The organism is Pseudoxanthomonas beigongshangi (assembly GCF_016820515.1).
GTDB classification, from domain to species: Bacteria; Pseudomonadota; Gammaproteobacteria; order Xanthomonadales; family Xanthomonadaceae; genus Pseudoxanthomonas_A; species Pseudoxanthomonas_A beigongshangi.
In genome coordinates, this window is sequence record NZ_JADHDV010000037.1 from 1 (window position 1) to 23,409 (window position 23,409).

A 23,409-nucleotide genomic window follows, 5' to 3' on the forward strand; every position below is an offset into this window, starting at 1 on the left:
AGCTGGAGGTCAATGCCGGGTTCTGACCGGACCTTGGCGACGTGTCCTGGCGACGCGTCCTGATGCCGGGTCGCGAAGCATGCGAAATGTGGCGGGCCGGATCACGACACCGGCCCGCCGGGAGGACTGGTAGGCTGTGTCCTCCTTCCGTGATCGCGTGGCTGGACCATGACATCGCCGCGGCGCGTGACGCGCTTCCGGATCACCGCGTGTTTCCTGCTATCGGCCACCCTGGCCGCCTGCACGCATGCACCCGCGGACAGCGGCGCGGATGCGGGCAGCGGAAACAGCGGAAACACCACGAGCGCGGGCACGACGGCGAGTACGGGACAGGTACCGCTGCCGGATTGGTTGCGCGCGAGAATCGCCGACTACGAACGACTGCCCGCAAGCGGCGCGCCCGGTTCGATCTGGCGGATCACCCATCAGGGATCGCCGGCGTTCTACCTGGTGTCGCCCTGCTGCGATCAGTTCAACCCGCTGCTCGATGCGCGTGGCAAGGAGATCTGCAGTCCGTCCGGCGGTTTCACCGGCGCCGGGGACGGCAAGTGTCCCAAGCCGATGGATGCGGGTACCGACGCGATCCGGGTCTGGGTGCATCCCGGCCAAGCCGAGCAGAACCCGCCGCCCCCCGAACTGTAGGGCGATAGCGCAAGCTGCGCACGGGTTCCCCCAACGACGACGGGACCTGATGAGGTCCCGTCGGGAGACACTTCAGCGAAGTGCAGGAATCTTCATGAGCATTCGAACAGATCCTCATGATAGTTGTTGGTGACCACGCCCCAGGTCGTCGGTGGGCCTTGGCAGGGAATGACCTCCCAGCCGACGACGCTGCCGTTCTCGTCAAAGTACGTGGTATGACTTGCGTACTGGCGCCCGCTGATGGCCGGAAAGCTGGCCACCAGAAGCAGCAAGGAAGACAGGGCAAGCAGGTTGCGGGTTTTCATGTGCAAACTCCATTTGACGTTGGCCACCCGTGTGGCATGGAGACCATAGGTGGCGTTTCCCCGCGAAAACGAGGCGTGTTTCACAACCTGTGCGCGTCCAGGACAGATCTTCATGCGCCCGGGGCACGCCGCCCCTGCTGGGCGGGACCAAGCTAAGATAGCCGCGGCCTTTCCACGCATTCCGGTCCATTTGCCATGGTCTACGCGTTCCTGGCTTCCGTCCTGATTTTCGCCGCCGTGGTGATGCTGCATGTCCAGCACAGCCGGGTGGGCGATCGCCTGCTGCAACGCTCCTTCGAGGGACTGCGGTTTCCGGCCGGGACCGGTACCTTGCGGGTGGATGAAATCACCGTGGTCAAGCGGGTGACCCATGAGGTTTCGCGGCACAGCGACCACGCACCGCTGGCGGCGTTCTGGTACTGCGTGGGTCCGGGACCGAACTACTACGTCGCCGTCGCCGAGTACCAGCGCAACGGCTGGCGCAGCGGGCGCTACCAGTGGGTGGTGCGCCCGATCGACGAGGAGCGCATGCGCGGCGCGTTGGGCGGCGATCCGGACGCGCTGCACGCGGCGTTCGGCGACCACGTGGAAGGCGTGCTGCGCGCCTGAACCGGCGCGGCGATCAGGCCGCCTTGGCGTCGCGGTGCTTGAGCACGTGATCGATCAGGCCCCACTCCCTGGCTTCCTCCGCGCTCATGTAGTGATCGCGATCGAGCGTTCGTTCGACTTCCGCGCAACTGCGTCCGCAATGCTCGGCGTACAGGCGGATGACGCGCTCCTTGGTTTTCCGCATTTCCTCGGCGTGGATGAAGATGTCCGAGGCCTGCCCCTGGAAACCGCCCAGCGGCTGGTGCACGTGCAGGCTGGCATTGGCCAGCGCCTTGCGCTCGCCCGGTTCGCCCGCCATCAGCAGGAACGAACCCATCGAACGGGCGGTTCCCATGCACAGCGTGTGCACCGGCGCCTTGATGTATTGCATGGTGTCGTACATCGCCAGGCCGGCAGTGATCAATCCGCCAGGTGAATTGATGTAGAGATGGATGGGCTTGTCCGGATTCTCCGCCTCCAGGAACAGCAACTGCGCGCACACCAGCGCCGAGACGGTGTCGTTGACCTCGCCGTTGAGGAAGATGATCCGTTCGCGCAGCAACCGCGAATAGATATCGAAGGAACGTTCCCCCCGGCTCGATTGTTCGAGCACCATGGGGACGAGTTGCATCGTTTCGCGCATGCGCGAACTCCCGGTTTCCAGAAAGTGGCGAGGGGCGCGCGGTGTCAGGCCGCGCGCATGAGGATGGGGGCGTCGTCGTTGGCGGCCGGCACGGCGGAGGTCAGCCGCGGATCCGGCGGCGCATGGATGATCCGCAGCGTGCTGCCGCCGCCTTCGTTGGGACGTATCCGGAAGGTCACGACGCTTTCGAGGAAGGGTGGTTCGTCATCGCGCACCCGATAGCGGATTTCCTCGCCGCCCACGGTGGATACCGGCGTGGCGTCGGCCAAGGCGCCGTCGGGCAGCCACTGTTCGCGGAATTCCGGGATGCTGATGGCGCGCCAGACCTGGGCCGGCGGCGCGTCCAGATCGTATTCGAGCACCAGATCGCCATCATCGGCCTGCGTTTCGATCGCGGAGTCGTTCATTGGTCCATGTCCTTCAACAGCGCCTTCAGGGCGTCGATCCGGGCGGGCCAGTAGGCGCGGTACTTCGCCAGCCAGCGCGCGATGAGCGCCAGGCCGTCCGGATCGACTTCGTAATTCACGAACCGGCCCTCGCGTTCCTCGCGCACCAGTCCCGCGCCGCGCAGCACGGCCAAGTGCTGGGACATCGCCGGCTGGCTGATGTCCAGGCCCGTGCGCAGGGCGCTGGCGTTCATCCGTCCCGCCGCCAGCTTCTCGAAGATCGCGCGGCGGGTGGGATCGGCCAGGGCCTTGAAGATGTCGTTTTCGACCATACGCAACACATTAGCGATTACTTATGTGTTGCGCAAGTGCCTTCCGGGGAAGCGTGACCGCGCGGCTAGAAAGTGACTTTTACCGACGGTGCGCTGCGCTTGGCCTCGCCGTGATAGACCGCCTCGATGTTGTTGCCGTCCGGATCCAGCGCGAACGCGCCGTAGTAGCCCGGGTGATAGGCGCGTTCGCCGGGCGGGCCGTTGTCGCGACCGCCGTTGGCGAGCGCGGCGCGATGGAAGGCCTCCACCATCGCGCGGTCCTGCGCCTGGAACGCCAGGTGATGGCGGCCGGTGAGTTCGCCCTGCGCGGCCTCGCTGCTGGCGGTGGACACGAACAGTTCGTCGGCCCAGAAATAATCGTCACCGCTGCCGCTCATCGGAATCTGCAAGGCATCGAAGACGGCTTGATAGAAATGGCGGCTGGCCTCCAGATCGCGCACCACCAGTTGCAGGTGATCGATCAGGCGGCCGCGGTGGAGTTCGTTGGTATCCATGGACGAAGTTCCCGAGATGGCGTGGATTCGTCTTATAGCATCGGCGCGTGGCGCGCCGCTTCACGATTTCTTCAAGCCGGAACAGCATTGCTTCAAGACGACGTCGGAGATGGCGATGGCGCGCGCAGGTATCCGATGACCGGTTGCTGCCGAGCAGATGCGCCGGATCAGGGTGAGCGCAGCAATGCCTCGATGCGCGCGCGCAGGTCCGCCTGCATGTCCGCGCTGAAATCATGGGCGATGCCGGGATACGGGGTGAGCGCGGCATCGAAACCGCGCTCGCGCAAGGTCTTCACCCCCGCCCGGGTCGGGCCGATCGGCACCGTGGCGTCGTCTTCCCCGTGCAGCGCATGCAGCGACGGGCAGTCCGCCGCGCACGCCGGACGCGCGGGCAGCCACTCCGGCAACAACCGTGCCGCCACCGGGAACGCCGCACGGAACTGAGCGGGATGATCCAGTGCCAGCAGGAACGCCAGATCGCCGCCATAGGAAACGCCGGTGACGATTGCCTTGCCGCGTCCCGGATACCGCGCTTCCACCGCGCCGATGACCTCAAGCAACCGGCGTTCGCTTTCGCGTGTCAGCGCCGCCTGTTCGATGTCGGGACGCTGGCCATACCCCTGCGGGAACCATGACTTTCCCTGTGGACGCGGGTGCGGGCCTTCCGGCAGCACCACCCGCGCCGGCACCTGCAGGCCGGTGAAGGCGTCGACCAGCACCTCCGGATGGGCGCCGGAATAATGAAGGGCGACGATCAGCGGCAGCGCATCGGCGGGTCCGGCAGCGCCGGTTTCGTACACCAGGTATCGCGATCCGGCGGCCAGTTCCTCGCGCGGCGGCGACGTTTGCGCCAGGACGCCCGACGCAGGGACCAGGCAGGCCACCATCAGCAGGTACATGAACAGGCGCATGGCGGAGTCGGACCGAGGAGGGACCGCCACGCTAGCGCCGGAGCGGGCGCGCCGCAATGAACGCGCTGCAATGAATCCGGGATTTGACCGGATCCTCACCCGGAATGGGGCAACCTGCGCTGCACGGTCGACCCGCGCGCCGACCCGGAGAAACAGGATGAAAAGCGCGACACGCCACATGCTGCTGCTGGCCGGCATGTTGTGCCTCTGGGCCAGCGCCTATTCGCTGGGACGGGATGCCGCGCACGAGCGCGCCGGAGCGCCCGGACAGGCCATGTCGTCCAATTCGCCTGATGCGATTCCGATCTCCGCCCGTCAACCCGCTGGTGCCACTCCGGCTCGATTGCCGCGCGTCGCCAGCGCGGCGGCGATCGCGGCGCCGATGCTCGGACCCGAGACCGAGGCGGCCGCGAGGCTCGTGGTGCGGCATCCTCCCAGGCCGTAGCCACGCGCCGCGTCCCGCGGCGCGCGACCACTTCGCTCTTACGCCGCCTGCAACTGTTCGACCTGCGCCATCGCCTGGCGCATCGCCACATCGGCGCGCTCGGGACTGATGCGGACCCCTTCCGCGCTGACCACGTCCAGGCGGGTCACGCCGAGGAAACCGAAAAACGCGCGCAGGTGGCTTTCCTGGTGTTCCAGCGCGGCCATCGGGCTTTCGGGGCCATAGAAGCCGCCGCGCGCCGATGCGACGATGACCCGTTTTTCGCCGAGCAATCCTTCCACGCCCTGTTCGCTGTAGCGAAAGGTCCGGCCCGGGATGGCCAGTGCGTCGAGCCACGACTTGAGCTGGCTGGGCACGCCGAAGTTGTACATCGGCGCGCCGATGACGATGACGTCGGCCGCCAGCACCTCCTCCAGCGCGACGGCCAGTTCGCCAGTCGACGCCGGTGCGGGATCGGCAACGAATGCGTCCGTCGAGAATTGAGGCAGCGGTGCGGCGGCGACATCGCGGTAGGTCACCCGCGCGTGCGGCTGGTGCTTGCGCAGGTGGGTTACGATGGCGGCCGAAAGCGAACGGGTGACCGACTGGTCGCCCTGGATGCTGGAATCGATGTGCAGGATGTTCATGCGCGATTGCTCGTGTGGGGCGCATGAAACTATTGGCGTATCGCGCTTCCTTCAAGAAGGATGCTTTTCAATACCTAGTATGCAAAACCATACCGAACCCTGCGAAGGCAGCTACGAGGAAGTGGCTCCACGGCATGACCAGATTCGTGCCGCGATGCAATCGATCGGCGGAAAATGGAAGCTGGAGATCCTTTGGCTGCTCAGCCACAGGATGCATCGCTTCAACGAACTGCGTCGCGCGATTCCGGGCGTCACCCAGCACATGCTGACCCAGCAGTTGCGCGAGCTGGAAAGCGACGGGCTGATCAGCCGCACCATCTATCCCGAAGTACCGCCGCGCGTGGAATACGCAATCGCCGAGCCCGCGCGCCGCCTGCGCCCGGTGTTCGAAGCCCTTTTCGCCTGGATGGCCGAGGGCCGCAACGCCACGGAACCGGTGATGGCGGAAGCCGCGTCCGGCGCCACGCCCCTCGCGGGAGCGAGGTAAGCGGCGTCCGCCCACCGTTGCTCCGTGGGCGCTACTGGGCCAGGCCGATCTGCTTCATCAGCGCCTGGTTGTCCCAGTAGAGGTATTCCTCCTTCATCACCCCGTTCTCCCATACACCCACCGTCAGCATCGGCAACTTGAACGGCTTTGTTTGGCGTCACGGCCAGGCAAACGGAAATTCCGGCGCGGTGGTGCCTGCGTCCAACCATCCTTGTGGGAGCGACGTAAGTCGCGACCGCGCTCTCGACTCCAACCAAATCCCGGTAATTCCGTCAATCGAAACCCGTCCTAAGCGCCTCGCGCCGCCAACGCGCCCAGATGGAGGCCCAACTGGAACGCCGCCTCCGGATCACGATGGCGCACGCTGCCCGCCTGGCTTTCGGGCAACGAATCCAGATCCAGCTGGAATCTTCGGTCGCCGCGCTTGCCCGCGTCATAACCCAATTGATAGGCACAGCCTGAGCAACGATGGCGCCCCGGCCCACCCTGGTCGAGGGGCAACGATTCGAAGCGTTCGTCGTAACGGTGCTCCTGCTTGCAGATGTTCATGCGATCTTCCTTGTGTCGTGTTGCGCCGGGAACCAGTGGGCGCGTGGACTATATTGCCTCACTCCCAAGCCGAAATCCGCAGCCGCACCTTGCCGCGGATGCCCGGCACGCTGGGCCGGCGGCTGCCGTCGGCGGCGACCGTATGGCTGTCGAAGGGAATGGCGATCTCGACTTCCTCGCCGCTGATCTTCTTCGCGTCGATTTCGGTATGCGCCGCCGCCACGCCGGCGTCCTGCCAGGCATAGCTGATCTTCCACTTGCCGCCAGTCTGCAATGGCGGGGTCAGATCCAGGATCAACGAATTGCGGAACAGGTAGCCGCCCTCGTAGTGCTCGTTGATCCAGAGCTTGCGCTCGATCTCGTAGTCGGGCACCCGCACACCCAGGGTCATGCTGTAGGACAGCGAGCGGCGATCCGGATTGACCCGGGCACGGTTGGCGAGGAACACGCTGGACAGGTAGTGCGACTTCTGCTGCTTCCATTCGGCGTGCGAGAAGCACGACACCGAGTCCTCCTCCGACATGCGCCGGGTCAGGTACCACAGCTTGCCGCGTGGCGCCGCCAGCGCTTCGACCTGGTACAGCGCGTCGATCTGGCGGCCCTGGTCGGCGGCCTTCTGCACCGGTTCGGGCAGGCGTATCTCGTCCACGTCCAGCCACACGTCCACGCGCACGTCGCCGAACAGGAAGCGGGCGAGGTTCTGGAACGCCTCCTCGCTGTTGACGATGCCGAAAAAGCCCGAGTGCGCGCGGTAGGCGAACGCCTTGGCGCAATACGCGCCGATGGAGCCGTCCGCATTCAGCCCGCGCAGGGTCGCGTTCTTGATCAGCACCAGCCCATCGCTGCCGTGTCCGACGAAGGTGCGCGACAGGCCGGCGGCGGTGGCGTAGTCCATCCGGTTGGTGCCGACCATGCAGAATACCCGCCGCGACGGGAAGCGATCCTCGGGCAGCAGGTCCACGCGCTTGTGCTGCTTGAATGCCGTCTTGAGGTCCAGGTATTCCGGCATCCGCTTGTCGCGGTCGAAATTGTTGATGTCGAAGGCGGACAGCCACTGCGGCACGTTGACCCCGGCCACGTCGATGCCATTGTGCGGAGTCGCGTAGGTGAACAGTTTGTCCACGTACTTGCGCGCCTGCTTGGGATCCAGCACCGGATTCTGCAGGAATGCGCGGCAGACCAGCCCGCCCATCGAATGGGCGACCAGATAGCAGCGGAAATTGGCCGGACTCACCCCGTTGTCGGGATTGCCGCAGATGAGGTCGCGGGTCTTGACGATCAGATCGCCAAGCTCGCGCGCGAACGTCTCTATCTTCGGTGTGTTGCCGGTGCCGAACAGGCCCGACGCGTTGTCGTAGTAGCGATGGATGATGATGGAGCGGCTGCCGAGCCGGTTGCGGGTGGGCTGGCCCTCCGCATCGGTTTCCCATTCCGGATCCAGGATGTCGCGCCCGTCCTCGTACACGTCCGAATAGCCGAATTCGGACATCAACCGCACGATCGGCGATTCGAACACGTACTTGCGCGGTTTGCGCGAGGGATCCGAGACCGCGCGATACACGGTCGAGCCCAGGTTGAATCCGCAGAACGGGTCCGCGGTGGTCTCGTCGATTTCGCCGCGGGTCATGGCGTAGCCGCGGACGTAGATGATCGGGTAGTAGGGCGCTTCCATCTTGGCCATCGTGAACTCCTGTCGGCGGGGGAACCGTATGCGCGGGACAGCTTAGTCCCAGACATGGCTACGGATTTGGACGCCGGTCACGGCCAATGCCTTCAGCCCGGTGCCGCCTCGTCGGCCAGGCGCCGGCAGAACGCGGCGGTGGCGTCGTCCATGGGAAAGCAGCATTCGATGCGCAGTTCGTCCAGGGTGACGTCGCGAGGCGCGGCGAACACCGTGATGCTGGAGAAGAACTGCAGGCGCCGGCCATCGCGCTCGAAGATCGTGGTCAGCAGCGGCGAGGTCCGCTGTCCCGGATCGCGCTGGCGCCAGCGCTGCGGCACGCCGGGATGGGCCAGGATTTCCTCCAGCAGCCGGCGCGGAACCGGATCGGAAGGATGCGCGGCGATCTCGGCGTGCAGGTGATGGACGAGATCGCCGGCCACTTCCTCCCAGTTGACCAGCGCGGCGCGCAGGTCGTTCGGATCGAATACGTGCCGCAGCATGTTGGCATGCGGACTGGCACGCCCGGCCAGCAGGAAGCCGTTGACCCGCAGGGCGGCGGCATTGGCGCGCAGGATGTTCCAGTGCCGGTCCAGGACGAAGGCGGGATACGGTTCCTGCTGGGCGATGATGAAGTCGATGGCGCGCTGGATGCGCGCGAGTTCGGGCGCCTCCAGCGGTGTTTCCGGGTATTGCGCGACATAGCCGGCGGCCTGGAGCAGGGCATTGCGTTCGCGCAGCGGCAACGCCAGCGCGTCGGCCAGTCGCACCACCATCTCGCGGCTGGGCTGCGACTTGCCGGTTTCCACATAGCTGAGATGGCGCGCGGAGATGTCCGCGGCCAACGCCAGATCGAGCTGGCTGAAACGGCGCGCCGCGCGCCATTCGCGCAGCAGCGGACCCGGACCCGGGACGGAAGCGATGGCGTTGATCATGGCGCCGAGCATAGCGGCCGCCCGGTCATCGCCGCCATGACCTTCGAGGTAATTGAGCGTGGATGCCGGGACGCCCATCCTGCCGCCACCCAACGCGGATTACGGAGAACGGAAATGCAGCGCAGAGACATATTGAAGCTGGGACTGGGCATGGCGGCGGTGGCCTGGGCCGGCGGTGCGGGGCGGACGTGGGCGGCGGCATCGGGCGGTTCCGTCGCGGCCGGTGCGGACACCCTGGACGCGGCGGCCTGGAACGCCGCGCGCCAGTGGACGCGTACGGCGTGCGGGCGCATCGCCCACGTCGAGCGCGGCGGCGGTCCCGCGGCGTTGTTCCTGCATGGCTTCCCGCTCAATGGTTTCCAGTGGCGCGGCGCGCTGGAACGGTTGTCCGCGCACCGCCGCTGCATCGCGCCGGACATGCTGGGATTGGGATACACCGAAGTGGCCGAAGGCCAGGGCGTGACGCCGGCGGATCAGGTGCGGATGCTGGCGGACCTGCTGGATCGGCTGGGCGTGGAAAACGTGGATCTGGTCGCCAACGACAGTGGCGGCGCGGTGGCGCAGTTGTTCGCGGTGGCGCATCCGGCCCGCGTGCGCAGCCTGCTGCTGACCAACTGCGACGCGGAGATCGACTGCCCGCCGCCGGCGCTGAAGCCCGTCATCGACCTGGCGCGCGAAGGGCGGTTCGTCAGCGAATGGCTGGCCCCCTGGCAGGCGGACCACGCGCTGGCGCGCTCGCCGCAGGGCCTGGGGGGCATGACCTTCACCCATCCGCACAACCCCAGCGACGAGGCCATCGACATGTACCTGCGCCCGCTGGTCGACAACGCCGCGCGCACCCACGCCTATGCGATCGGCCTGGACAGCAATGTGCTGGCCGGCGTGGAAGCCGCGTTGAAGCAGGGCCGTTACCCCACCCGCATCCTGTGGGGCACCGGCGACGACATCTTTTCCAAGGCAAGCCCGGACTACCTGGCCGGGGTGTTTGGCGATTCGCGCGGCGTGCGCCGGATCGATGGCGCCAAACTGTTCTGGCCGGAAGAGTTCCCGGATCTGGTGGCCGAGGAGGCACGCCGCCTGTGGGGTGTGTGATAACCCCATCCCTGTAGGAGCGACATGAGTCGCGACCGTAAATCCGAACCGCCATCGCGGCCCACTCCGCCCCCACAGAAATCCCCACCCTGTAGGAGCGACATAAGTCGCGACCGTAAATCCGAACCACCATCGCGGCTCACGCCGCTCCCACAGGAAATCCCCCCTGTAGGAGCGACATAAGTCGCGACCGTAAATCCGAACCGCCATCGCGGCTCACGCCGCTCCCACAAGAATCCCCACCCTGTGGGAGCGACGTCAGTCGCGATACCGTAAGTCCGGAACCACCGGTCGCGGCTTACGCCGCTCCTGCCGCTATCGGTTCCCGACGCAACGCGTTGTAGGATCCCCGGCGACACGGCAGGAACATGAAGCATGTACGGCAAGGTCCTGGTGACGGGCAGCTCGGGGCATCTGGGCGAAGCCCTGGTCTCCACATTGCAGGCGCGCGGGCGCGCGGTGGTGGGCGTCGATCTGCTGCCCGGCGCGCACACGCATCGGGTCGGCACGATCGCCGATCGCGCCTTCGTGCGCGAGGCGATGGCGGGCGTGGACGTGGTGTTGCACCCCGCCACCCTGCACAAGCCGCACGTGGCGACCCATTCGCGGCAGGAATTCATCGACACCAACCTGACCGGCACACTCAACCTGTTGGAGGAAGCGGTGGCCGGCGGGGTGCGCGCGTTCGTCTACACCAGCACCACCAGCGTGTTCGGCGATGCGCTGGTGCCTCCGCCGGGCGAGCCGGCGGCCTGGATCACCGAGGACGTGCGGCCGGAACCGAAGAACATCTACGGCGTCACCAAGGCCGCCGCCGAGGATCTGTGCCAGCTGTTCCAGCGCAACCAGAAGCTGCCGTGCATTGTCCTGCGCACGTCGCGCTTCTTCGCCGAGGAGGACGACGACCGGCGGGCGCGCGAAAGCTTCAGCGACGCCAACCTGAAGGCCAACGAATTCCTGTACCGGCGGGTGGACATCGAGGACGTGGTGGACGCGCACCTGCGCGCGATCGAACGTGCGCCCATGCTGGGCTTCGGCCGCTACATCGTCAGCGCCACCACGCCCTTCGCGCGCGGGGACATGGCGCGGTTGCGTGCCGACATGGCGGGCGTGCTGCGCGATCGCGTGCCGGGATTCGAGCCGGAATACGCGCGGCGCGGCTGGCATCTGCCGGCCGGCATCGATCGCGTCTACGTCAATGCGCGGGCGCGCGAGGATCTGGGGTGGCGGCCGCGGCACGATTTCGCCGACGTGCTGGCGCGTCTCCGGTCGGGAGGCACGGTATTGAGCCCGTTGGCTGAACGCATCGGCGCCAAGGGTTACCACGTCGAATCCTTCGCGGATGGACCGTATCCGGTCGAAAGCCACTGAAGCGAAGCGACCGTGGGCGAAGCCTGTGTCCGTATCGGTACTGAGTGACGGACGATAACCGTGCCGTCCATTCCACGGTGTCCGCACCCCCTCTCCCGCGGGCGGAAGAGGGGGGCGCCGGCGTCATCAGCCGAACAGCTTGTTCGCCACTTCCGCGATATGGCGGCCCTGGAAGCGCGCGCCTTCCAGCTCGTTGTCGCTGGGCTGGCGAGAGCCATCGCCGCCGGTGATGGTGGACGCGCCGTACGGGCTGGTGCCGGTGACTTCGTCCAGGCGCATCTGGCCCTGGAAGCTGTAGGGCAGGCCGACCGTGACCAGGCCGAAATGCAGCAGGTTGGTCAGGATCGAGAACAGGGTCGTTTCCTGCCCGCCATGCTGGGTGGCAGTGGAGGTGAAGGCGCCGCCGACCTTGCCGTTGAGCGCGCCCTTGGCCCACAGGCCGCCGGCCTGGTCCAGGAAGTTGGCCATCTGCGAGGCCATCCGGCCGAAGCGGGTACCGGTGCCGACGATGATTGCGTCGTAGTTGGCGAGGTCGTCGATCTTGGCGATCGGCGCGGCCTGATCGAGCTTGTAGTGCGAAGCCTTGGCGACGTCTTCGGGCACCAGTTCGGGCACGCGCTTGATGTCGACGGTGGCGCCGGTGGAACGCGCGCCTTCGGCGACGGCTTCGGCCATCTTCTCGATATGGCCGTAGGCGGAGTAGTAGAGGACGAGGATCTTGGACATGGAAATCTCCACGGGTGGCAGGAGGGGTCGCGGGGTCGTACTGCGGCAGCGCGGTGACTATAGGCCAGCCCCCTGCGCCGGATTGAGGCCCTTGGGGGAATTGGATTGTTCCATCCGTGCAGCTGACAGGACCCGGTCAGCGCGGTTGTTGGTGCATCCGCAACAACTGGATCGGCGGTGGCACAGGCCACTTAGACGTTAGCGGTGTTACATTTCGAAACACCCCGATGGAGCAGCGGCGGGCGCGCGGAACGATCCGCGTGCAGGCGTCCGGTGGCGGCTTCAGCGTGGCATCCCGTCCATGGAAGAACGAATGCCTATGCCCGCAGCCGATGCACCGGTCAGTCCCGAAGATCGCCATCACCTCATCGACGCGCTGCGCGGATTCGCGCTTGCCGGCGTGCTGCTCGCCAACCTGGGCTATCTCAGCCTCTACAACCTGCTGACCGAACCGGCGCGCGCCGCGCTGCCCACCGCGGGCTTCGACGCAATGGCGATCGGAGTCATCGAATGGCTGGTGAGCGCCAAGGCCATCACGGTGTTCTCGCTGTTGTTCGGACTGGGCTTCGCCATCCAGATCGAGCGCGCACAGGCGCGCGGCGCAGGGCTGTCGCGGTTCGTCAGGCGCCTGTGCTGGTTGCTGATCATCGGAGTGGTGCACAGCTACTTCGTCTGGTGGGGCGACATCCTGATGACCTACGCGGTGGTCGGCCTGCTGCTGGTGCTGTTCCGGCGCGCGCCCGATGGCGTGCTGCTCTGGGGCGGCCTGTTCGTCGCGCTGGTCCTGCCCACCTTGCTGGTGCCCTGGCTGGGAGGCGGATTTCCCGGCCTGCCGTCGCGCGCCGAGATCGACGCGATGACATTGCAGGCTTTCCGCACCGACGACTGGCAGCGCGTGTTCACCGCCAACGCGGCGATGGTGAACTGGACCCGCCTGTCCGGCGGCATGCTGCTGTGCTTCGTGCTGGGCCGTTTCCTGCTGGGTTACTGGGCCGGTCGCCGGCGATTGCTGCAACAGCCGCGAAACCACCGGGCGCTGTTCCACAAGTTGTTCTGGGGCAGCCTGGCGATCGCGGTCGCGGGTACCTTGCTCCAGTTGGCAAAAGCGCACCTGGGCTGGGGCGCGGAGTTCCTGCCGCGTTGGATCAACGGATTCCTGTTCCGGCTCGACTCTCTGGCGCTGGGCATCACCTGGGCGGCCGGCTTCACCCTCCTGTTCCTGCGCCCGCGCGGCGAGCGCCTGCTTGGCGTGCTCGCGCCGGTCGGGCGCATGGCCTTGACCCACTACCTCGCGCAGAGCGTGGTGGGCATCTTCGTGTTCTACGGCATCGGCCTGGGCGTGGGGCCGGAGACCGGAGCGGTCGGTTGGTTGCTGGCGTGGGTCGGCATTTTCGGCGCGCAGATCCTGTTCAGCCACTGGTGGCTCGCGCGTTTCCGCTACGGACCCTGCGAATGGCTGTGGCGCAGCCTGACCTACGGGGCGCCGCAGCCGATGCGCCTGCCGCACGCCGCCGTCGCTTCGTGACCGCCGCCACGGATTGCCACGCCAGGATCACGAATCGCTACGGTCTTTTTAACGCGCCGCGGAATAGTCTCGCTTGCCGTCGTCGAGAGGAGGCAAGCATGAATACCGATTACTTCTTCGCCCAGGACGATGCGGGCAACCGCTGCCGCGTCGATGTGCTGCGTGCCTGCGACATGAGGGAGCAGGAGGCGACGCTGCACGACAACGTGCCGGTCTACCTGCTGGAAGACGGCTCGCGCCTGCATCGGATCGATCGCGATACCTTTCGCGTGCTGGGCACCGGCGCCTACGTCACCGTGCTCCGCGATTGAGATCCCGAAGCCGAGCAGGCTCGGCTCTACATGAATGGGTAGAGCGGAGCTTGCTCCGCTGATCGCGAACGCCCATCGGGCAACGGTGCTTTCGGAATGCGCAGCCGAGCGAGCTCGGCTCTACGCGGGTGGACCGGCCGACCGGTTCGTGCCAGGAACCGTCACGCAGTGCTGGCGGCCATGACCTTGCGGCGGGCATGCAGTCGCAATGCCTGGTAGCCCGCGCCGATCACGAACAGCACGAACACGACCGACACCAGGCCCAGCACCAGCGGTGACTGCGGTCCGTCGGCCAGCGGCTGCGATGGCGGCACGCGGCGCAGGGTCTCGTTGATGGCGGGAATGAACAGCAGCATGTAACTGAAGGACAGGCTGAGGTTCTGCAGATACTCGGCGCCAGCACCCAGCCAGGCATGGCGGCGCGCGGTGAAGCCCACGGCCAGCGCCAGCAGGGCGAGGACGCCCAGTGCGTGTGCCTCGTTGAAACCGCCGGTGCTGGACAGTCCGAACGAGGTAAAGATCGAGATCAGCATGCCGGCCAGATACGCCTTGCCGATACGCGAGGTGGGTTCGATGCGGCCGTCGCGGATCAGCGCGATCGCGCCGAACACGACGGGCAGCAGGCTGAGGACGGTATGGACGATGCCGAGCGGCGAGAACGAGGGCGTCATGGTGCGTGTCCTTTCGAAGGGAGGAAAAGGAACTTCGACCTGCCGCACGGGATGCCCCCGGTCGTCGTGCCTTCCCCCTCCGGGACGGTCACCGCGCGTCCGCGCAGCCTATGCCGGACGCGACCGTGACGCCAGCCCCTCGATCAGGGCATGGCCGTCCAGCGCAATTCGGCCACCACCGGGAAGTGATCCGAAGGGTAACGGCCGTTCTCGTGGTCGGTCACCGTGGAGACCGGACCCACCTCGAAGCCACGCACCAGGATCCAGTCGATGCGGCGATCGGCCTTGCCGGAGAAGGCATGGAACGTCGCCTCCGGACCGCTGCGTTGCGTGCTGCGTTCCCAGGCATCGGCCAGATCGGCGGTGAGCAGCGCATGCACGCGGCTTTCCGGACCGGTGTTGAAATCGCCGGTGACCACGACCGGCACCTCCGCCGGCAGCGCCGAGAGGCGCTTCAGCAGCAGCGCGGCGCCGCGCTCGCGGATGGGTTCGTCCTCGTCGCGATAGGGCAGGTGGGTGTTGAAGAAATAGAAGCGGCGGCCATCGGCGATGCGTTCGAACAGCGCCCAGGTGACCATGCGCGGATACAGGTTGCCCCAGGTGATGCTGCCGGCCACCTCCGGCGTGTCCGACAGCCAGAAATCGCCGGACTCGATCACCTTCAGTTCGTCGCGCAGGTAGAACACGCCCATGTGCTCGTCGCCGGCGCCTTCGGCGTCGCCGCGGCGGCCGACACCGAACCAGGCGTATTCCGGCAACTGCCGCACGATGTAATCGCCCTGCTCGGCGAACAGTTCCTGGGTCCCGAACACCACGGGACGCTGGTCGCGGATGGTGTCCACGAGGATGTCCTTGCGCGCCTGCCAGCGGTTGTCGCCATCGGCGTCGGTGGGCAGGCGGACGTTGAAGGCCATCACCTTCAAGGGAGCGATGGCGGCGTCGGCCGCCGAGGCGGCAAACCCCGTCAGGGCGGTGGACAGGACGAGCAGCAGGGCGGCGAGTAGGCGCATGGCTTCCGGGTTCGTGCGGGGGAGCGCCGGAGTGTAACCGTCGCCCACGAACCCCTCGTGACGTGGCGCAGCAACGATCGGAACCGGCGGAAGCTTGCCTGATATTGCATGATTGTGCATGTTTATGCACAATCATGGCGAATCCGCACCAGGTCATTCCCCCATGAACCGCCCGGAACCCGCTCCCGTGCCCGCCCAGGCACCGGCCATCGACGCCATCGTTTTCGATCTGGGCGGCGTGCTGGTCGACTGGAATCCCCGCTATCTCTACCGGCAATTGTTCGGCGAAGACGTCGCCGGCATGGAATGGTTTCTCGCCGAGGTGTGCAGTCCGGCCTGGAACGCCGCGCAGGATGCCGGCCGCAGCTGGGACGAGGCGGTGGACGAGGCGATCGCGCGGCATCCGGACCAGGCCGGGCGCATCCGCGCCTACCGTGACCGCTGGATTGAAACCCTGGGCGAGGCGCTGGCGCCGACCGTGCGGGTGCTGGACGAACTGCGCGGTGGCGACTGCCGGCTCTATGCGCTGACCAACTGGTCGCGCGAGACCTTCCCGCATGCGCTCGAACGCTATGACTTCCTCGGCTGGTTCGACGGCATCGTGGTGTCCGGCCAGGAGCGCCTGGCCAAGCCGGATCCGGCGATTTTCCGGTTGCTGATGGAGCGCCACGGCCTGCTCGCCGAGCGCACGGTGTTCATCGACGACATGGCCTACAACGCGGAGGCCGCCGCGCGCCTGGGCATGCATGCGATCCACTTCCGCGACGCCTCCCTGCTGCGCCACGAACTCGCGCGGCTGGGCGTGGCCATCAACTTGGCGGAGACGATGCCATGAGCCAGTCGACCGGCATCGATCTGCTGCCCGAGGAACGCCAGCGGCGCATCCTGCAGCGCCTGCATGCGCAGGGCCGGGTCCTGGCGGTGGAACTGGCTCAGGAATTCGCGGTGTCCGAGGACTCCATCCGCCGCGATCTGCGCGAACTGGCCGCACGCGGCCTGTGCCGGCGCATCTATGGCGGCGCGCTGCTGCACGCGCCGGAAGTGAAGCCGCTGCTGCAGCGCCAGGGCCAGGATTCGGAGCGCAAGCAGCTGCTCGCGCGCAAGGCGCTGGGCCTGCTGCGCAAGGGCCAGACGATCATCCTCGACGCCGGATCCACCAACAGCGCGATCGCCGACGCGCTGCCGCGCAACTTCGAGCTGACCGTGGTCACCAACGCGCCCGACATCGCCTTCCGGTTGATGGAACGCGCGGACGTGGAAGTGCTGATCATCGGCGGGCGCATCGAACACCGGATCGGCGCGGCCATCGGCGCGCAGGCCGTGCAGGAGCTGCGGCGCGTACGTGCGGATCTGTGCTTCCCCGGTACCTGCGCGGTCGACATCGACAGTGGCCTGTGGGGCAACGATGCCGAGGAGTCGCTGTTCAAGCGTGCGATGATCGAGTGCAGCGGCGAGACCGCGGTGGTGGTGATGAACGAGAAGTTCGGCGCCGACGCGCGCTTCCAGTTCGCCTCGCTGCACCAGATCGACCACCTCATCGTCGAGCACGATGCGCTGGAAAGCCTGCGCAAATCCTTCGAGCAGCAGGAAATCGCCGTGCTCCGCGCCGATCGGCGCTGAACGCCGCTGCTCCGTTCCCGTCCCCCGCGAGAATCGTCCGATGTCCGTTGCCGCCTCCGATTCCCCCATCTCCCGCGTCGAATACCGCGCCACCCGCCTGCTGTTCTTCGCCGCCGGCTGCGCCGTGGCGGTCTGGGCGGCGCTGGTGCCGTTCGCCAAGGCGCGCACCGCGCTGGATGAAGCCTCGCTCGGCGCGCTGCTGCTATGCCTGGGCCTGGGCTCGCTGATCGCGATGCCGCTGGCCGGCGCCTGGACCACGCGACAGGGCTGCCGGGTGGTGCTGGTGCTGTGCACGGTCGTGTCCAGCCTGATGTTGCCGCTGCTGGCCTGGGTGCCGTCGGTGTACGCGCTGGGCGCGGTGCTGTTCGTGTTCGGCGCGGCGATTGGCGCGGCGGACTGCGCGTTCAACGTGCAGGCGGTGATCGTGGAGGAAGCGGCGGGCCGTCCGATGATGTCCGGCTTCCACGGCTTCTTCAGCCTGGGCGGTATCGTTGGCGCGGCCGGGGCGGCGGTGATGATGTCGCTGGGCGTGGCGCCGCTGGCGATGACCCTGTTCTGGTCGGCCTTCATCCTGTTGCTGCTGGCTTTCAACTGGCGCGGCCTGCTGCCGTATGGCAGTCCGCACGAGGGGCCGCTGTTCGCGGTGCCGCACGGCTTCGTGATCCTGCTGGGCGTGTTGGGCTTCGTGGTGTTCCTGACCGAAGGCGCGATGCTCGACTGGAGCGCGGTGTTCCTGACCGAACAGCGGGGCATGGCGTCGGCGCAGGCCGGGTTCGGCTACGCCTGCTTCGCGCTGGCGATGACCGCCGGACGGTTTGCCGGCGATGCGATCGTCGCGCGGCTGGGACCCTCGCGGGTGGTGTGGCAGGGCGGCCTCCTGGCCGCCGCCGGCATCACCCTGTCGGCCTGCCTGCCTCAATGGCAGTGGTCGCTGGTCGGCTACACGCTGGTGGGCCTGGGCTGCTCCAACATCGTGCCGGTGCTGTTCACCGCCGCCGGCCGGCAGAAGGTCATGCCGCAGGCGCTGGCGGTGCCGGCGATGACCACGATCGCCTATGCCGGCGTGTTGACCGGTCCGGCCGGCATCGGCTTCGTCGCCCACCACAGCAGCCTGCCCATCGCGTTCCTGCTGCTGGCGGCGATGATGGTCGGTGTGGCGATGTGCGGGCGCGCGCTGCGCAACTGACGTCCGGAGGCTAGGGCAGCACCCACGCCCAAATCGAAGGGGCGGCCAGCAGGAGCAACACGATCGCCACGCCGATGGTGCCTGCCCATGCCAGCGGAAGGCGCTGGTGCCGGTAGACCGAAGCGGCGGCCAGCAGGCTTCCCCATGCGACCGCGCTCCAGAACGCGGTGTTGGCGGAACCGATGCGGCCGAACCGCAGGCCCAGGCGGTCCAGCAGATGCGCCAACAGGGGAACCACCACCAGCCCCGCAGCGAAGGCCGTCACCACGTGGGCGAACCTGCGCTTGCGGGACGGCGCGCCGATGGGTGATTGCGGTGGTTGGTAAGGCGAGTTCATGAAGGATTGCTTTTGCGACGGACGAACGCATGTCTACGACACGGAGGCGCCAGTCGCAAGCGTGGCGTGGCGAAGACGCTCAACGCAGCAACGGCACCTCGATATGGCTGCTGTCCCGCCAGCGGATTTCCAGCGGTGCGCCGGCGTCGGCGATGGTTTCTTCGCCGACCTCCTTGCCGCTGCCGTAGTTGACCTGCATGTCGCGCTGCTTGTTGACACCCAGCACCACCACCAGCCGGCTGCCGGGCTGCAACTGCCGGCTGACCAGGCGTTCGCTGCGGAAAGTGATCGATTGCGGCTTGCCGGGCGTCAGCAGTTCGCGACGGCCGCGGTCACGCGCGTGGCTGGCGCGACCGAGATGCCAGGACAGCAGCAGATGGCGTCCGTCGGGTAGCTGTTCGTACAGGGCCAGGTTGAGGTCGAAGTCGCGCTTGTTGGTGATGAAGTCGAGCTGGCCCGAGAACAGGCCCGACAGTTCGGCCGGGGCGGACAGCGGTGCGCTGCGGAACACCAGCGCAGCGTGCGGATCCAGCGCATCCAGCATCGACAGCGCCGGCGGATTCCAGTTGGCGTCGCTGCGGTCGGAAAGATCCACGGTCAGCAGGCTCTCGGCGCGCTTGCCAGGCGCCTGTTCCGACAGCGCGCCCTCCGTGCCGCCGGACATGGCCGGTTGCAGGTACAGGCGCTGGCGCTGGTTGGCCATGGCATCGAGGGTTGCGGCGTGCTTCCACGTGTTGGCGCCCATCACCTGGTAGTTGATCCGGTCCTTCAGGACGTCCGGACGCGGCGCGCCGCGCAACACGTGGTCAAACCACTGGAAGCGCAACGCTGGCAGATCGATCAGCGCAACCGGATCCACCTCGTAGCCTTCGTGGACGCGCGCCGCGCCGGCCTGCATGGAGAAGTGGTTGTACGGTCCGATCAGCAGGGTGTGATTCGCGTTGGGGTTGTGCCGCGTGTGTTCGTCGAAGTAGTGCTGCACGCCCACGCGCGCGCCGTCGAAATAGCCGGTGACCGCGAGCACGGGGATGTCGATGGCGGCGAATTCGTCGCCCTGCGGGGTCATCGCCTGCCAGTAGGCGTCGTAGGTGGGGTGTTCCAGCCAGCGCGAGAAATAGGGATTCGGGTGGCCGTCGATGGCGGGCAGGTCGCGGTAGGCGCGACCGCTGCGGTACCAGTTCGCATCCAGTTGCCGCCAGCGTTCCTCGTCGCCGTAGCTGTCGGCGTCCAGGGTCGCGTTGGCGGCGGTCCACAGCGGCCACGGATACAGGAAATTGAGGAAGATGTTGCCCTGCATCGGGATATCGATGCCCGGCGCGGTCGAGGCCGAAGTCAGCATCGCCTTCAGCGCGGGCGGGCGGTGCTTGGCCGCGGACCATTGGGTGAAGCTGTTGTAGCTGTTGCCGTACATGCCCACGCGGCCGTCGCACCACGGTTGCCGGCTGATCCAGTCGATCGCGGCGGCGGCGTCTTCGCCGTCGTGTTCATAGGGTACGGGCTCACCCGGCGCGCCGGCCTTGCCGCGGCTGTAGACGAACATGCCCACATAGCCGTGCGCGGCCGCCGCCTTCGCATCGGCCAGCGACCAGCTGTTGTTGACGTAGATGGTGAAGCCCAGCAGCACCGGCTGCGGCGCGGCCATACTTCGTGGCCGCACCACCAGGCCGCGCAGGCTCGTCCCGTCCGCACCGGGGACGACCACGTCGCGTTCGATGACATAGCGCCTGGCCTCGTCCTCGGCCAACAGGTCCGGAAGCACCGGCAGCAGCGCCGCGTAGACCGTGTGGAACTGGTACAGCCGGATCAGTTCCAGCGCGTCGGTTTGCTCGATGCGCGTCTTGCCGCGCTGCTTTTCCAGCGCCGCGTCGAGATCGCGACGCGCGCGCGGCAGATCCGCGCCCATCACCGGCAGGGTGCGGGCGGCCTGGCGATCGTCCAGACGCGCGAACACGCGCCGGAACGCCGCGGCGGGATTGGCCTCGCCACGCAGTTGCGCGTCAGCGTCGATTTCGTACTGGACGAACAGCACGTCGGCCTGTTCCGGTGACGTCTTCCGGCGCACCTCGCGCAACGCGGCGATGCTGGCCAGCGCGGCCTTGGGCTGACCGGCCACCCTCTGCAGGCGCACTAGGTTGATCAGCTCGCGTTCGCGATCCGGATCCTCGTAGCCGGCCAGCACTTTGCGGGCGAGCGCGGGCACCTGCCGTTCGAGCGCCGTGCCGGAGTCCTGTGGCTTGTCCGGCCAGGCCAGGGTCTGCGCGTGCACGCCGAGGGGAATGACGAACCATGCGAATACCAGCAGTGCCGCTTTCCATGGCGCCTGTCTCAGTGCCTGCCGGTTCCGCGTCCGCATGCGATGCTCCGTGGTGCCCGGCCGGTGGCCGGGAGGTCGGCGGATGATGCCGGAAGCGCCGGTGTCACGCACCTGCCGCCCATCGGCGGCAGCCGGTCGTCGCGATGGCGGTTACCGGCGCATGGGCACGCGCACGCCCATCACCAGCAACCACAGGCAGGTGCCGATCTCGCCCAGCGTCGCGGGCAGGGTGATGTATCCCGCCACGGCGGTCTCCGCGAAACCGGGCACCAGCAGGCGGGCGAAGACATCGATCACGTAACCCAGGCAACCCAGCATCAGCAGGATGCCCAGTACGCGCGGCAACAGGCGCGAAGTGAACACCAGCCAGCCGAACGGCAGCAGCCACAGTCCCCAGAACAGCTTGGACACCAGGATGCCGTTGGCGTAGCCCTTGAGCGCCATCATCACCTGCGCGTTGAGTACGTCGGGAGAAAACGCGCGCAGGTAGTCGGCGCCACCGAGCAGGCTCAACACGTCGAGCTTGTGCAGCAGGTTGAAGAACGACAGCGGCACGCTGGCTACCGCCAACGCCACCATCAGCGTGGCCGCGGTCCTGCCATGCGGTGCCAGCAGGCGGTACAGCGCCAGCGGCAGCAACAGGAACGCGAGATAGCAGACCAGTCCGGCGGCGATGCCGAGCCGGAACAGGCCTTCGTTCGCGGTGATCTTCGCGACGGTCGCGGCGGCGTCGCCCGCCACCTGCGTCTGCGACGGTACGTAGGCAATGCTGAAGATGCCGGCCAACACCACGATCAGGTAAAGCAACCCGGCGATGCGGGCGGTAGTGCGCGGATGGTGCAGGGTGACGGCGGAATCCATGTTCATGGGCATGATGTCCGGGAGTGTCAGAGCGGTTGGCGCGGCCATTTCAGCGCGAAGCCGACGATGGCCAGGCACAGGAGGATCTCGACCACGCCGAGCAACTGGTAGAAGCGCCATGCGCCCGGCATGGTCAGCACCATGATGGCGGCATAGGCCAGGCCCAGCAGCGCGTTCACCCAACGGCTGATCGCCGGCTTCATCACCAGCGACAGGAACACCATCAGCGCCGGTATCGCCATCATGATCGAGGTGCCGACCAGCACGTTCTGGGTCACCGCGCCGAGCGGACCCATCCGGCCGTCAATCATGTTGCCCAGCTTGCCCGGCACGTACAGGCCGAAATAGTCGCCGTACACGAAACACAGCATCAGGCTGGCCCACAGCGCGGACAGCTTGATCTTCACCGGGATCTTCGCGTCCTCCAGCGGAGGCGCGGCCTGCTTCATCGATGCCATGGATTCCCCTTGCCGGAACGCGTCGTGGAAACGGACAACTGGAGCGTGGTGCGGAGCAGCGGCGGCCGGGGAAGCGAATGCGGGCCGGGAGAAACCAAGGAGCCGACAACGGGCAGGCCACGCGTCTCTCCTCGCCTGTCCACGCCCGTTGTGGCCGTGGGCGACGTTAGCATGGGCTCCCTGCCGGGCCATATGCCGGATGGGCTAGTGCCTGTCGGCAGGGAGAAATCCGGTCCGCATTCCCGATGAAAGCGATGCAGCCAGGGGCTGCCGGAAAAGCTCGCGACTCACGTCGCTCCCACAGGCTGGCAAGACGATCCTCCCATGCAGGAGCGACGTCAGTCGCGACCCTGCCTGGGTGAAGGTACAAGAGCTCGCGACTCACGTCGCTCCCACAGGGGAGAGGGAGACGGAGGTCAATCCGGTGCGTAGGTACGCCAGTGCACCATGTGGCGNGAGAGGGAGACGGAGGTCAATCCGGTGCGTAGGTACGCCAGTGCACCATGTGGCGGCCGTCGTGGCGCATCCCGACGAACTCGAAGCCAGTGTAAGGGGCGGGACAGGTGAAGAAGTTGTACTGCGAGGCAAGCGTCCCCTGCGAAGGCCACCAGGAACGTGCGAACCGAACCGGCAGCGTCTGCGCATAAGTGGCCGGGAGGCAGCCGTCGGGCAAGGGTATGCGGGTATCGCCGGGCAGGTCGAACGCCAGCGCACTGACGTTGGTGTCCAGGTTGTGCACTTCATGCAGCGCGGTCGCGCTCTCCGGCACCCAGGCGGGAATCCAGCCGCGGTCGATGGCGCCATCGGCGCGAGCCTCGGCCAGGTTGCCATAGGCCGCATCGAGGGTGTCCGACAGGCATCCGGCGAGCAGGCCCAGGCATGGCAGGATGATCAGGAGCCAGCCTGTGGGAGCGACGTGAGTCG

30 protein-coding genes are annotated in these 23,409 nt (G+C 67.0%); 12 read left to right on the plus strand and 18 right to left on the minus strand.

Going from position 1 to position 23,409, the window contains the following annotated elements; genetic code table 11:
- The first annotated feature begins 168 nt into the window (after window positions 1-168).
- Entirely contained in the window at window positions 169-642 is a 474-nt protein-coding gene (locus tag IQ458_RS18225) for a DUF6970 domain-containing protein (protein ID WP_203323708.1), read from the plus strand.
- Between the two features lie 92 nt (window positions 643-734).
- On the opposite strand, the gene IQ458_RS18230 is transcribed toward IQ458_RS18225, so the two are convergent.
- Entirely contained in the window at window positions 735-947 is a 213-nt protein-coding gene (locus IQ458_RS18230; RefSeq protein WP_183644636.1) for a DUF6289 family protein, read from the minus strand.
- A 195-nt stretch (window positions 948-1,142) separates the two neighbouring features.
- Between IQ458_RS18230 and IQ458_RS18235 the strand changes: the two genes are divergently transcribed.
- Complete coding sequence (locus tag IQ458_RS18235; protein ID WP_183644633.1) at window positions 1,143-1,556, plus strand: hypothetical protein; 414 nt, start codon at window positions 1,143-1,145, stop codon at window positions 1,554-1,556.
- Window positions 1,557-1,569: 13 nt separating this feature from the next.
- Here the strand turns inward: IQ458_RS18235 and IQ458_RS18240 are convergent, their stop codons facing one another.
- From IQ458_RS18240 to IQ458_RS18255, 4 genes are all read right to left on the minus strand, one after another.
- Window positions 1,570-2,178 (minus strand): ATP-dependent Clp protease proteolytic subunit, encoded by a 609-nt coding sequence (locus tag IQ458_RS18240; RefSeq protein WP_183644629.1) that lies wholly within the window; start codon window positions 2,176-2,178, stop codon window positions 1,570-1,572.
- Window positions 2,179-2,222: 44 nt separating this feature from the next.
- On the minus strand, window positions 2,223-2,585 hold the full coding sequence (locus tag IQ458_RS18245) for an SRPBCC family protein (protein WP_203323709.1): 363 nt from the start codon (window positions 2,583-2,585) through the stop codon (window positions 2,223-2,225).
- Window positions 2,582-2,896 carry an ArsR/SmtB family transcription factor gene (locus tag IQ458_RS18250; RefSeq protein WP_183644623.1) on the minus strand — a complete coding sequence of 105 codons (315 nt, stop codon included), beginning with the start codon at window positions 2,894-2,896 and terminating at the stop codon, window positions 2,582-2,584. Before IQ458_RS18250 ends, IQ458_RS18245 begins: the two co-directional genes overlap by 4 nt.
- A gap of 65 nt (window positions 2,897-2,961) precedes the next feature.
- A complete protein-coding gene (locus IQ458_RS18255; RefSeq protein WP_203323710.1) occupies window positions 2,962-3,390 on the minus strand; it encodes a VOC family protein in 429 nt (142 codons plus the stop codon).
- On the opposite strand from IQ458_RS18255, the gene IQ458_RS18260 reads away from it, so the two are divergent.
- Window positions 3,389-3,529, plus strand: coding sequence for a hypothetical protein (locus IQ458_RS18260; protein ID WP_183644617.1), 141 nt, complete (start codon window positions 3,389-3,391; stop codon window positions 3,527-3,529). The genes IQ458_RS18255 and IQ458_RS18260 overlap by 2 nt on opposite strands.
- Window positions 3,530-3,557: 28 nt before the next feature.
- Here IQ458_RS18260 and IQ458_RS18265 read toward each other — a convergent pair whose 3' ends face one another.
- Window positions 3,558-4,301, minus strand: a complete 744-nt coding sequence (locus IQ458_RS18265; protein ID WP_203323711.1) for an alpha/beta hydrolase — start codon at window positions 4,299-4,301, stop codon at window positions 3,558-3,560.
- Window positions 4,302-4,479: 178 nt separating this feature from the next.
- Here IQ458_RS18265 and IQ458_RS18270 point away from each other — a divergent pair, with 178 nt between their 5' ends.
- Complete coding sequence (locus IQ458_RS18270; RefSeq protein ID WP_203323712.1) at window positions 4,480-4,746, plus strand: hypothetical protein; 267 nt, start codon at window positions 4,480-4,482, stop codon at window positions 4,744-4,746.
- A 38-nt stretch (window positions 4,747-4,784) separates the two neighbouring features.
- Here the strand turns inward: IQ458_RS18270 and IQ458_RS18275 are convergent, their stop codons facing one another.
- Window positions 4,785-5,372: an FMN-dependent NADH-azoreductase gene (locus IQ458_RS18275; RefSeq protein WP_203323713.1), complete on the minus strand. Its 588-nt coding sequence runs from the start codon at window positions 5,370-5,372 to the stop codon at window positions 4,785-4,787.
- Window positions 5,373-5,451: 79 nt separating this feature from the next.
- Here IQ458_RS18275 and IQ458_RS18280 point away from each other — a divergent pair, with 79 nt between their 5' ends.
- Window positions 5,452-5,859 carry a winged helix-turn-helix transcriptional regulator gene (locus IQ458_RS18280; RefSeq protein WP_183644605.1) on the plus strand — a complete coding sequence of 136 codons (408 nt, stop codon included), beginning with the start codon at window positions 5,452-5,454 and terminating at the stop codon, window positions 5,857-5,859.
- A gap of 288 nt (window positions 5,860-6,147) precedes the next feature.
- Here the strand turns inward: IQ458_RS18280 and IQ458_RS18285 are convergent, their stop codons facing one another.
- The 3 genes from IQ458_RS18285 to IQ458_RS18295 form a co-directional block, all read right to left on the minus strand.
- On the minus strand, window positions 6,148-6,408 hold the full coding sequence (locus tag IQ458_RS18285) for a hypothetical protein (protein WP_203323714.1): 261 nt from the start codon (window positions 6,406-6,408) through the stop codon (window positions 6,148-6,150).
- A 58-nt stretch (window positions 6,409-6,466) separates the two neighbouring features.
- Window positions 6,467-8,089 carry an esterase/lipase family protein gene (locus IQ458_RS18290; protein WP_203323715.1) on the minus strand — a complete coding sequence of 541 codons (1,623 nt, stop codon included), beginning with the start codon at window positions 8,087-8,089 and terminating at the stop codon, window positions 6,467-6,469.
- 92 nt (window positions 8,090-8,181) lie between these two features.
- Window positions 8,182-9,003, minus strand: a complete 822-nt coding sequence (locus tag IQ458_RS18295; protein WP_203323716.1) for a helix-turn-helix domain-containing protein — start codon at window positions 9,001-9,003, stop codon at window positions 8,182-8,184.
- A 114-nt stretch (window positions 9,004-9,117) separates the two neighbouring features.
- Between IQ458_RS18295 and IQ458_RS18300 the strand changes: the two genes are divergently transcribed.
- Together IQ458_RS18300 and IQ458_RS18305 are read left to right on the plus strand one after the other, a co-directional pair.
- Window positions 9,118-10,095 carry an alpha/beta fold hydrolase gene (locus IQ458_RS18300; protein WP_235996984.1) on the plus strand — a complete coding sequence of 326 codons (978 nt, stop codon included), beginning with the start codon at window positions 9,118-9,120 and terminating at the stop codon, window positions 10,093-10,095.
- 375 nt (window positions 10,096-10,470) lie between these two features.
- Window positions 10,471-11,466: an NAD-dependent epimerase/dehydratase family protein gene (locus tag IQ458_RS18305; RefSeq protein ID WP_203323717.1), complete on the plus strand. Its 996-nt coding sequence runs from the start codon at window positions 10,471-10,473 to the stop codon at window positions 11,464-11,466.
- Window positions 11,467-11,592: 126 nt separating this feature from the next.
- On the opposite strand, the gene wrbA is transcribed toward IQ458_RS18305, so the two are convergent.
- On the minus strand, window positions 11,593-12,192 hold the full coding sequence (wrbA, locus tag IQ458_RS18310; protein ID WP_183644586.1) for an NAD(P)H:quinone oxidoreductase: 600 nt from the start codon (window positions 12,190-12,192) through the stop codon (window positions 11,593-11,595).
- 313 nt (window positions 12,193-12,505) lie between these two features.
- Between wrbA and IQ458_RS18315 the strand changes: the two genes are divergently transcribed.
- Both IQ458_RS18315 and IQ458_RS18320 read left to right on the plus strand, forming a co-directional pair.
- Entirely contained in the window at window positions 12,506-13,717 is a 1,212-nt protein-coding gene (locus tag IQ458_RS18315; protein ID WP_203323718.1) for a DUF418 domain-containing protein, read from the plus strand.
- 98 nt (window positions 13,718-13,815) lie between these two features.
- A complete protein-coding gene (locus IQ458_RS18320; RefSeq protein ID WP_203323719.1) occupies window positions 13,816-14,028 on the plus strand; it encodes a hypothetical protein in 213 nt (70 codons plus the stop codon).
- A 161-nt stretch (window positions 14,029-14,189) separates the two neighbouring features.
- Here IQ458_RS18320 and IQ458_RS18325 read toward each other — a convergent pair whose 3' ends face one another.
- Both IQ458_RS18325 and IQ458_RS18330 read right to left on the minus strand, forming a co-directional pair.
- Window positions 14,190-14,699 (minus strand): hypothetical protein, encoded by a 510-nt coding sequence (locus IQ458_RS18325; RefSeq protein WP_183644580.1) that lies wholly within the window; start codon window positions 14,697-14,699, stop codon window positions 14,190-14,192.
- Between the two features lie 143 nt (window positions 14,700-14,842).
- Entirely contained in the window at window positions 14,843-15,709 is an 867-nt protein-coding gene (locus IQ458_RS18330) for an endonuclease/exonuclease/phosphatase family protein (RefSeq protein ID WP_203323720.1), read from the minus strand.
- Window positions 15,710-15,872: 163 nt separating this feature from the next.
- Between IQ458_RS18330 and IQ458_RS18335 the strand changes: the two genes are divergently transcribed.
- From IQ458_RS18335 to IQ458_RS18345, 3 genes are read left to right on the plus strand one after another with little or no spacing between them, the layout of a single operon-like run.
- A complete protein-coding gene (locus tag IQ458_RS18335) occupies window positions 15,873-16,544 on the plus strand; it encodes an HAD family hydrolase (protein WP_183644574.1) in 672 nt (223 codons plus the stop codon).
- Entirely contained in the window at window positions 16,541-17,329 is a 789-nt protein-coding gene (locus IQ458_RS18340) for a DeoR/GlpR family DNA-binding transcription regulator (protein ID WP_203323721.1), read from the plus strand. Before IQ458_RS18335 ends, IQ458_RS18340 begins: the two co-directional genes overlap by 4 nt.
- 40 nt (window positions 17,330-17,369) lie before the next feature.
- Window positions 17,370-18,515 (plus strand): MFS transporter, encoded by a 1,146-nt coding sequence (locus IQ458_RS18345; RefSeq protein ID WP_183644557.1) that lies wholly within the window; start codon window positions 17,370-17,372, stop codon window positions 18,513-18,515.
- Between the two features lie 10 nt (window positions 18,516-18,525).
- Here the strand turns inward: IQ458_RS18345 and IQ458_RS18350 are convergent, their stop codons facing one another.
- The 5 genes from IQ458_RS18350 to IQ458_RS18370 all read right to left on the minus strand — a co-directional run.
- Window positions 18,526-18,852: a hypothetical protein gene (locus IQ458_RS18350; protein WP_203323722.1), complete on the minus strand. Its 327-nt coding sequence runs from the start codon at window positions 18,850-18,852 to the stop codon at window positions 18,526-18,528.
- Window positions 18,853-18,931: 79 nt separating this feature from the next.
- On the minus strand, window positions 18,932-21,205 hold the full coding sequence (locus tag IQ458_RS18355; RefSeq protein ID WP_203323723.1) for a CocE/NonD family hydrolase: 2,274 nt from the start codon (window positions 21,203-21,205) through the stop codon (window positions 18,932-18,934).
- A 111-nt stretch (window positions 21,206-21,316) separates the two neighbouring features.
- Window positions 21,317-22,033 (minus strand): DUF4386 domain-containing protein, encoded by a 717-nt coding sequence (locus tag IQ458_RS18360; protein ID WP_235996985.1) that lies wholly within the window; start codon window positions 22,031-22,033, stop codon window positions 21,317-21,319.
- A 20-nt stretch (window positions 22,034-22,053) separates the two neighbouring features.
- Window positions 22,054-22,485 (minus strand): DUF6326 family protein, encoded by a 432-nt coding sequence (locus tag IQ458_RS18365; protein WP_235996986.1) that lies wholly within the window; start codon window positions 22,483-22,485, stop codon window positions 22,054-22,056.
- A 472-nt stretch (window positions 22,486-22,957) separates the two neighbouring features.
- A partial coding sequence (locus IQ458_RS18370) for a YbbD-related protein (protein ID WP_203323725.1) occupies window positions 22,958-23,409 on the minus strand: 452 nt, incomplete at its 5' end.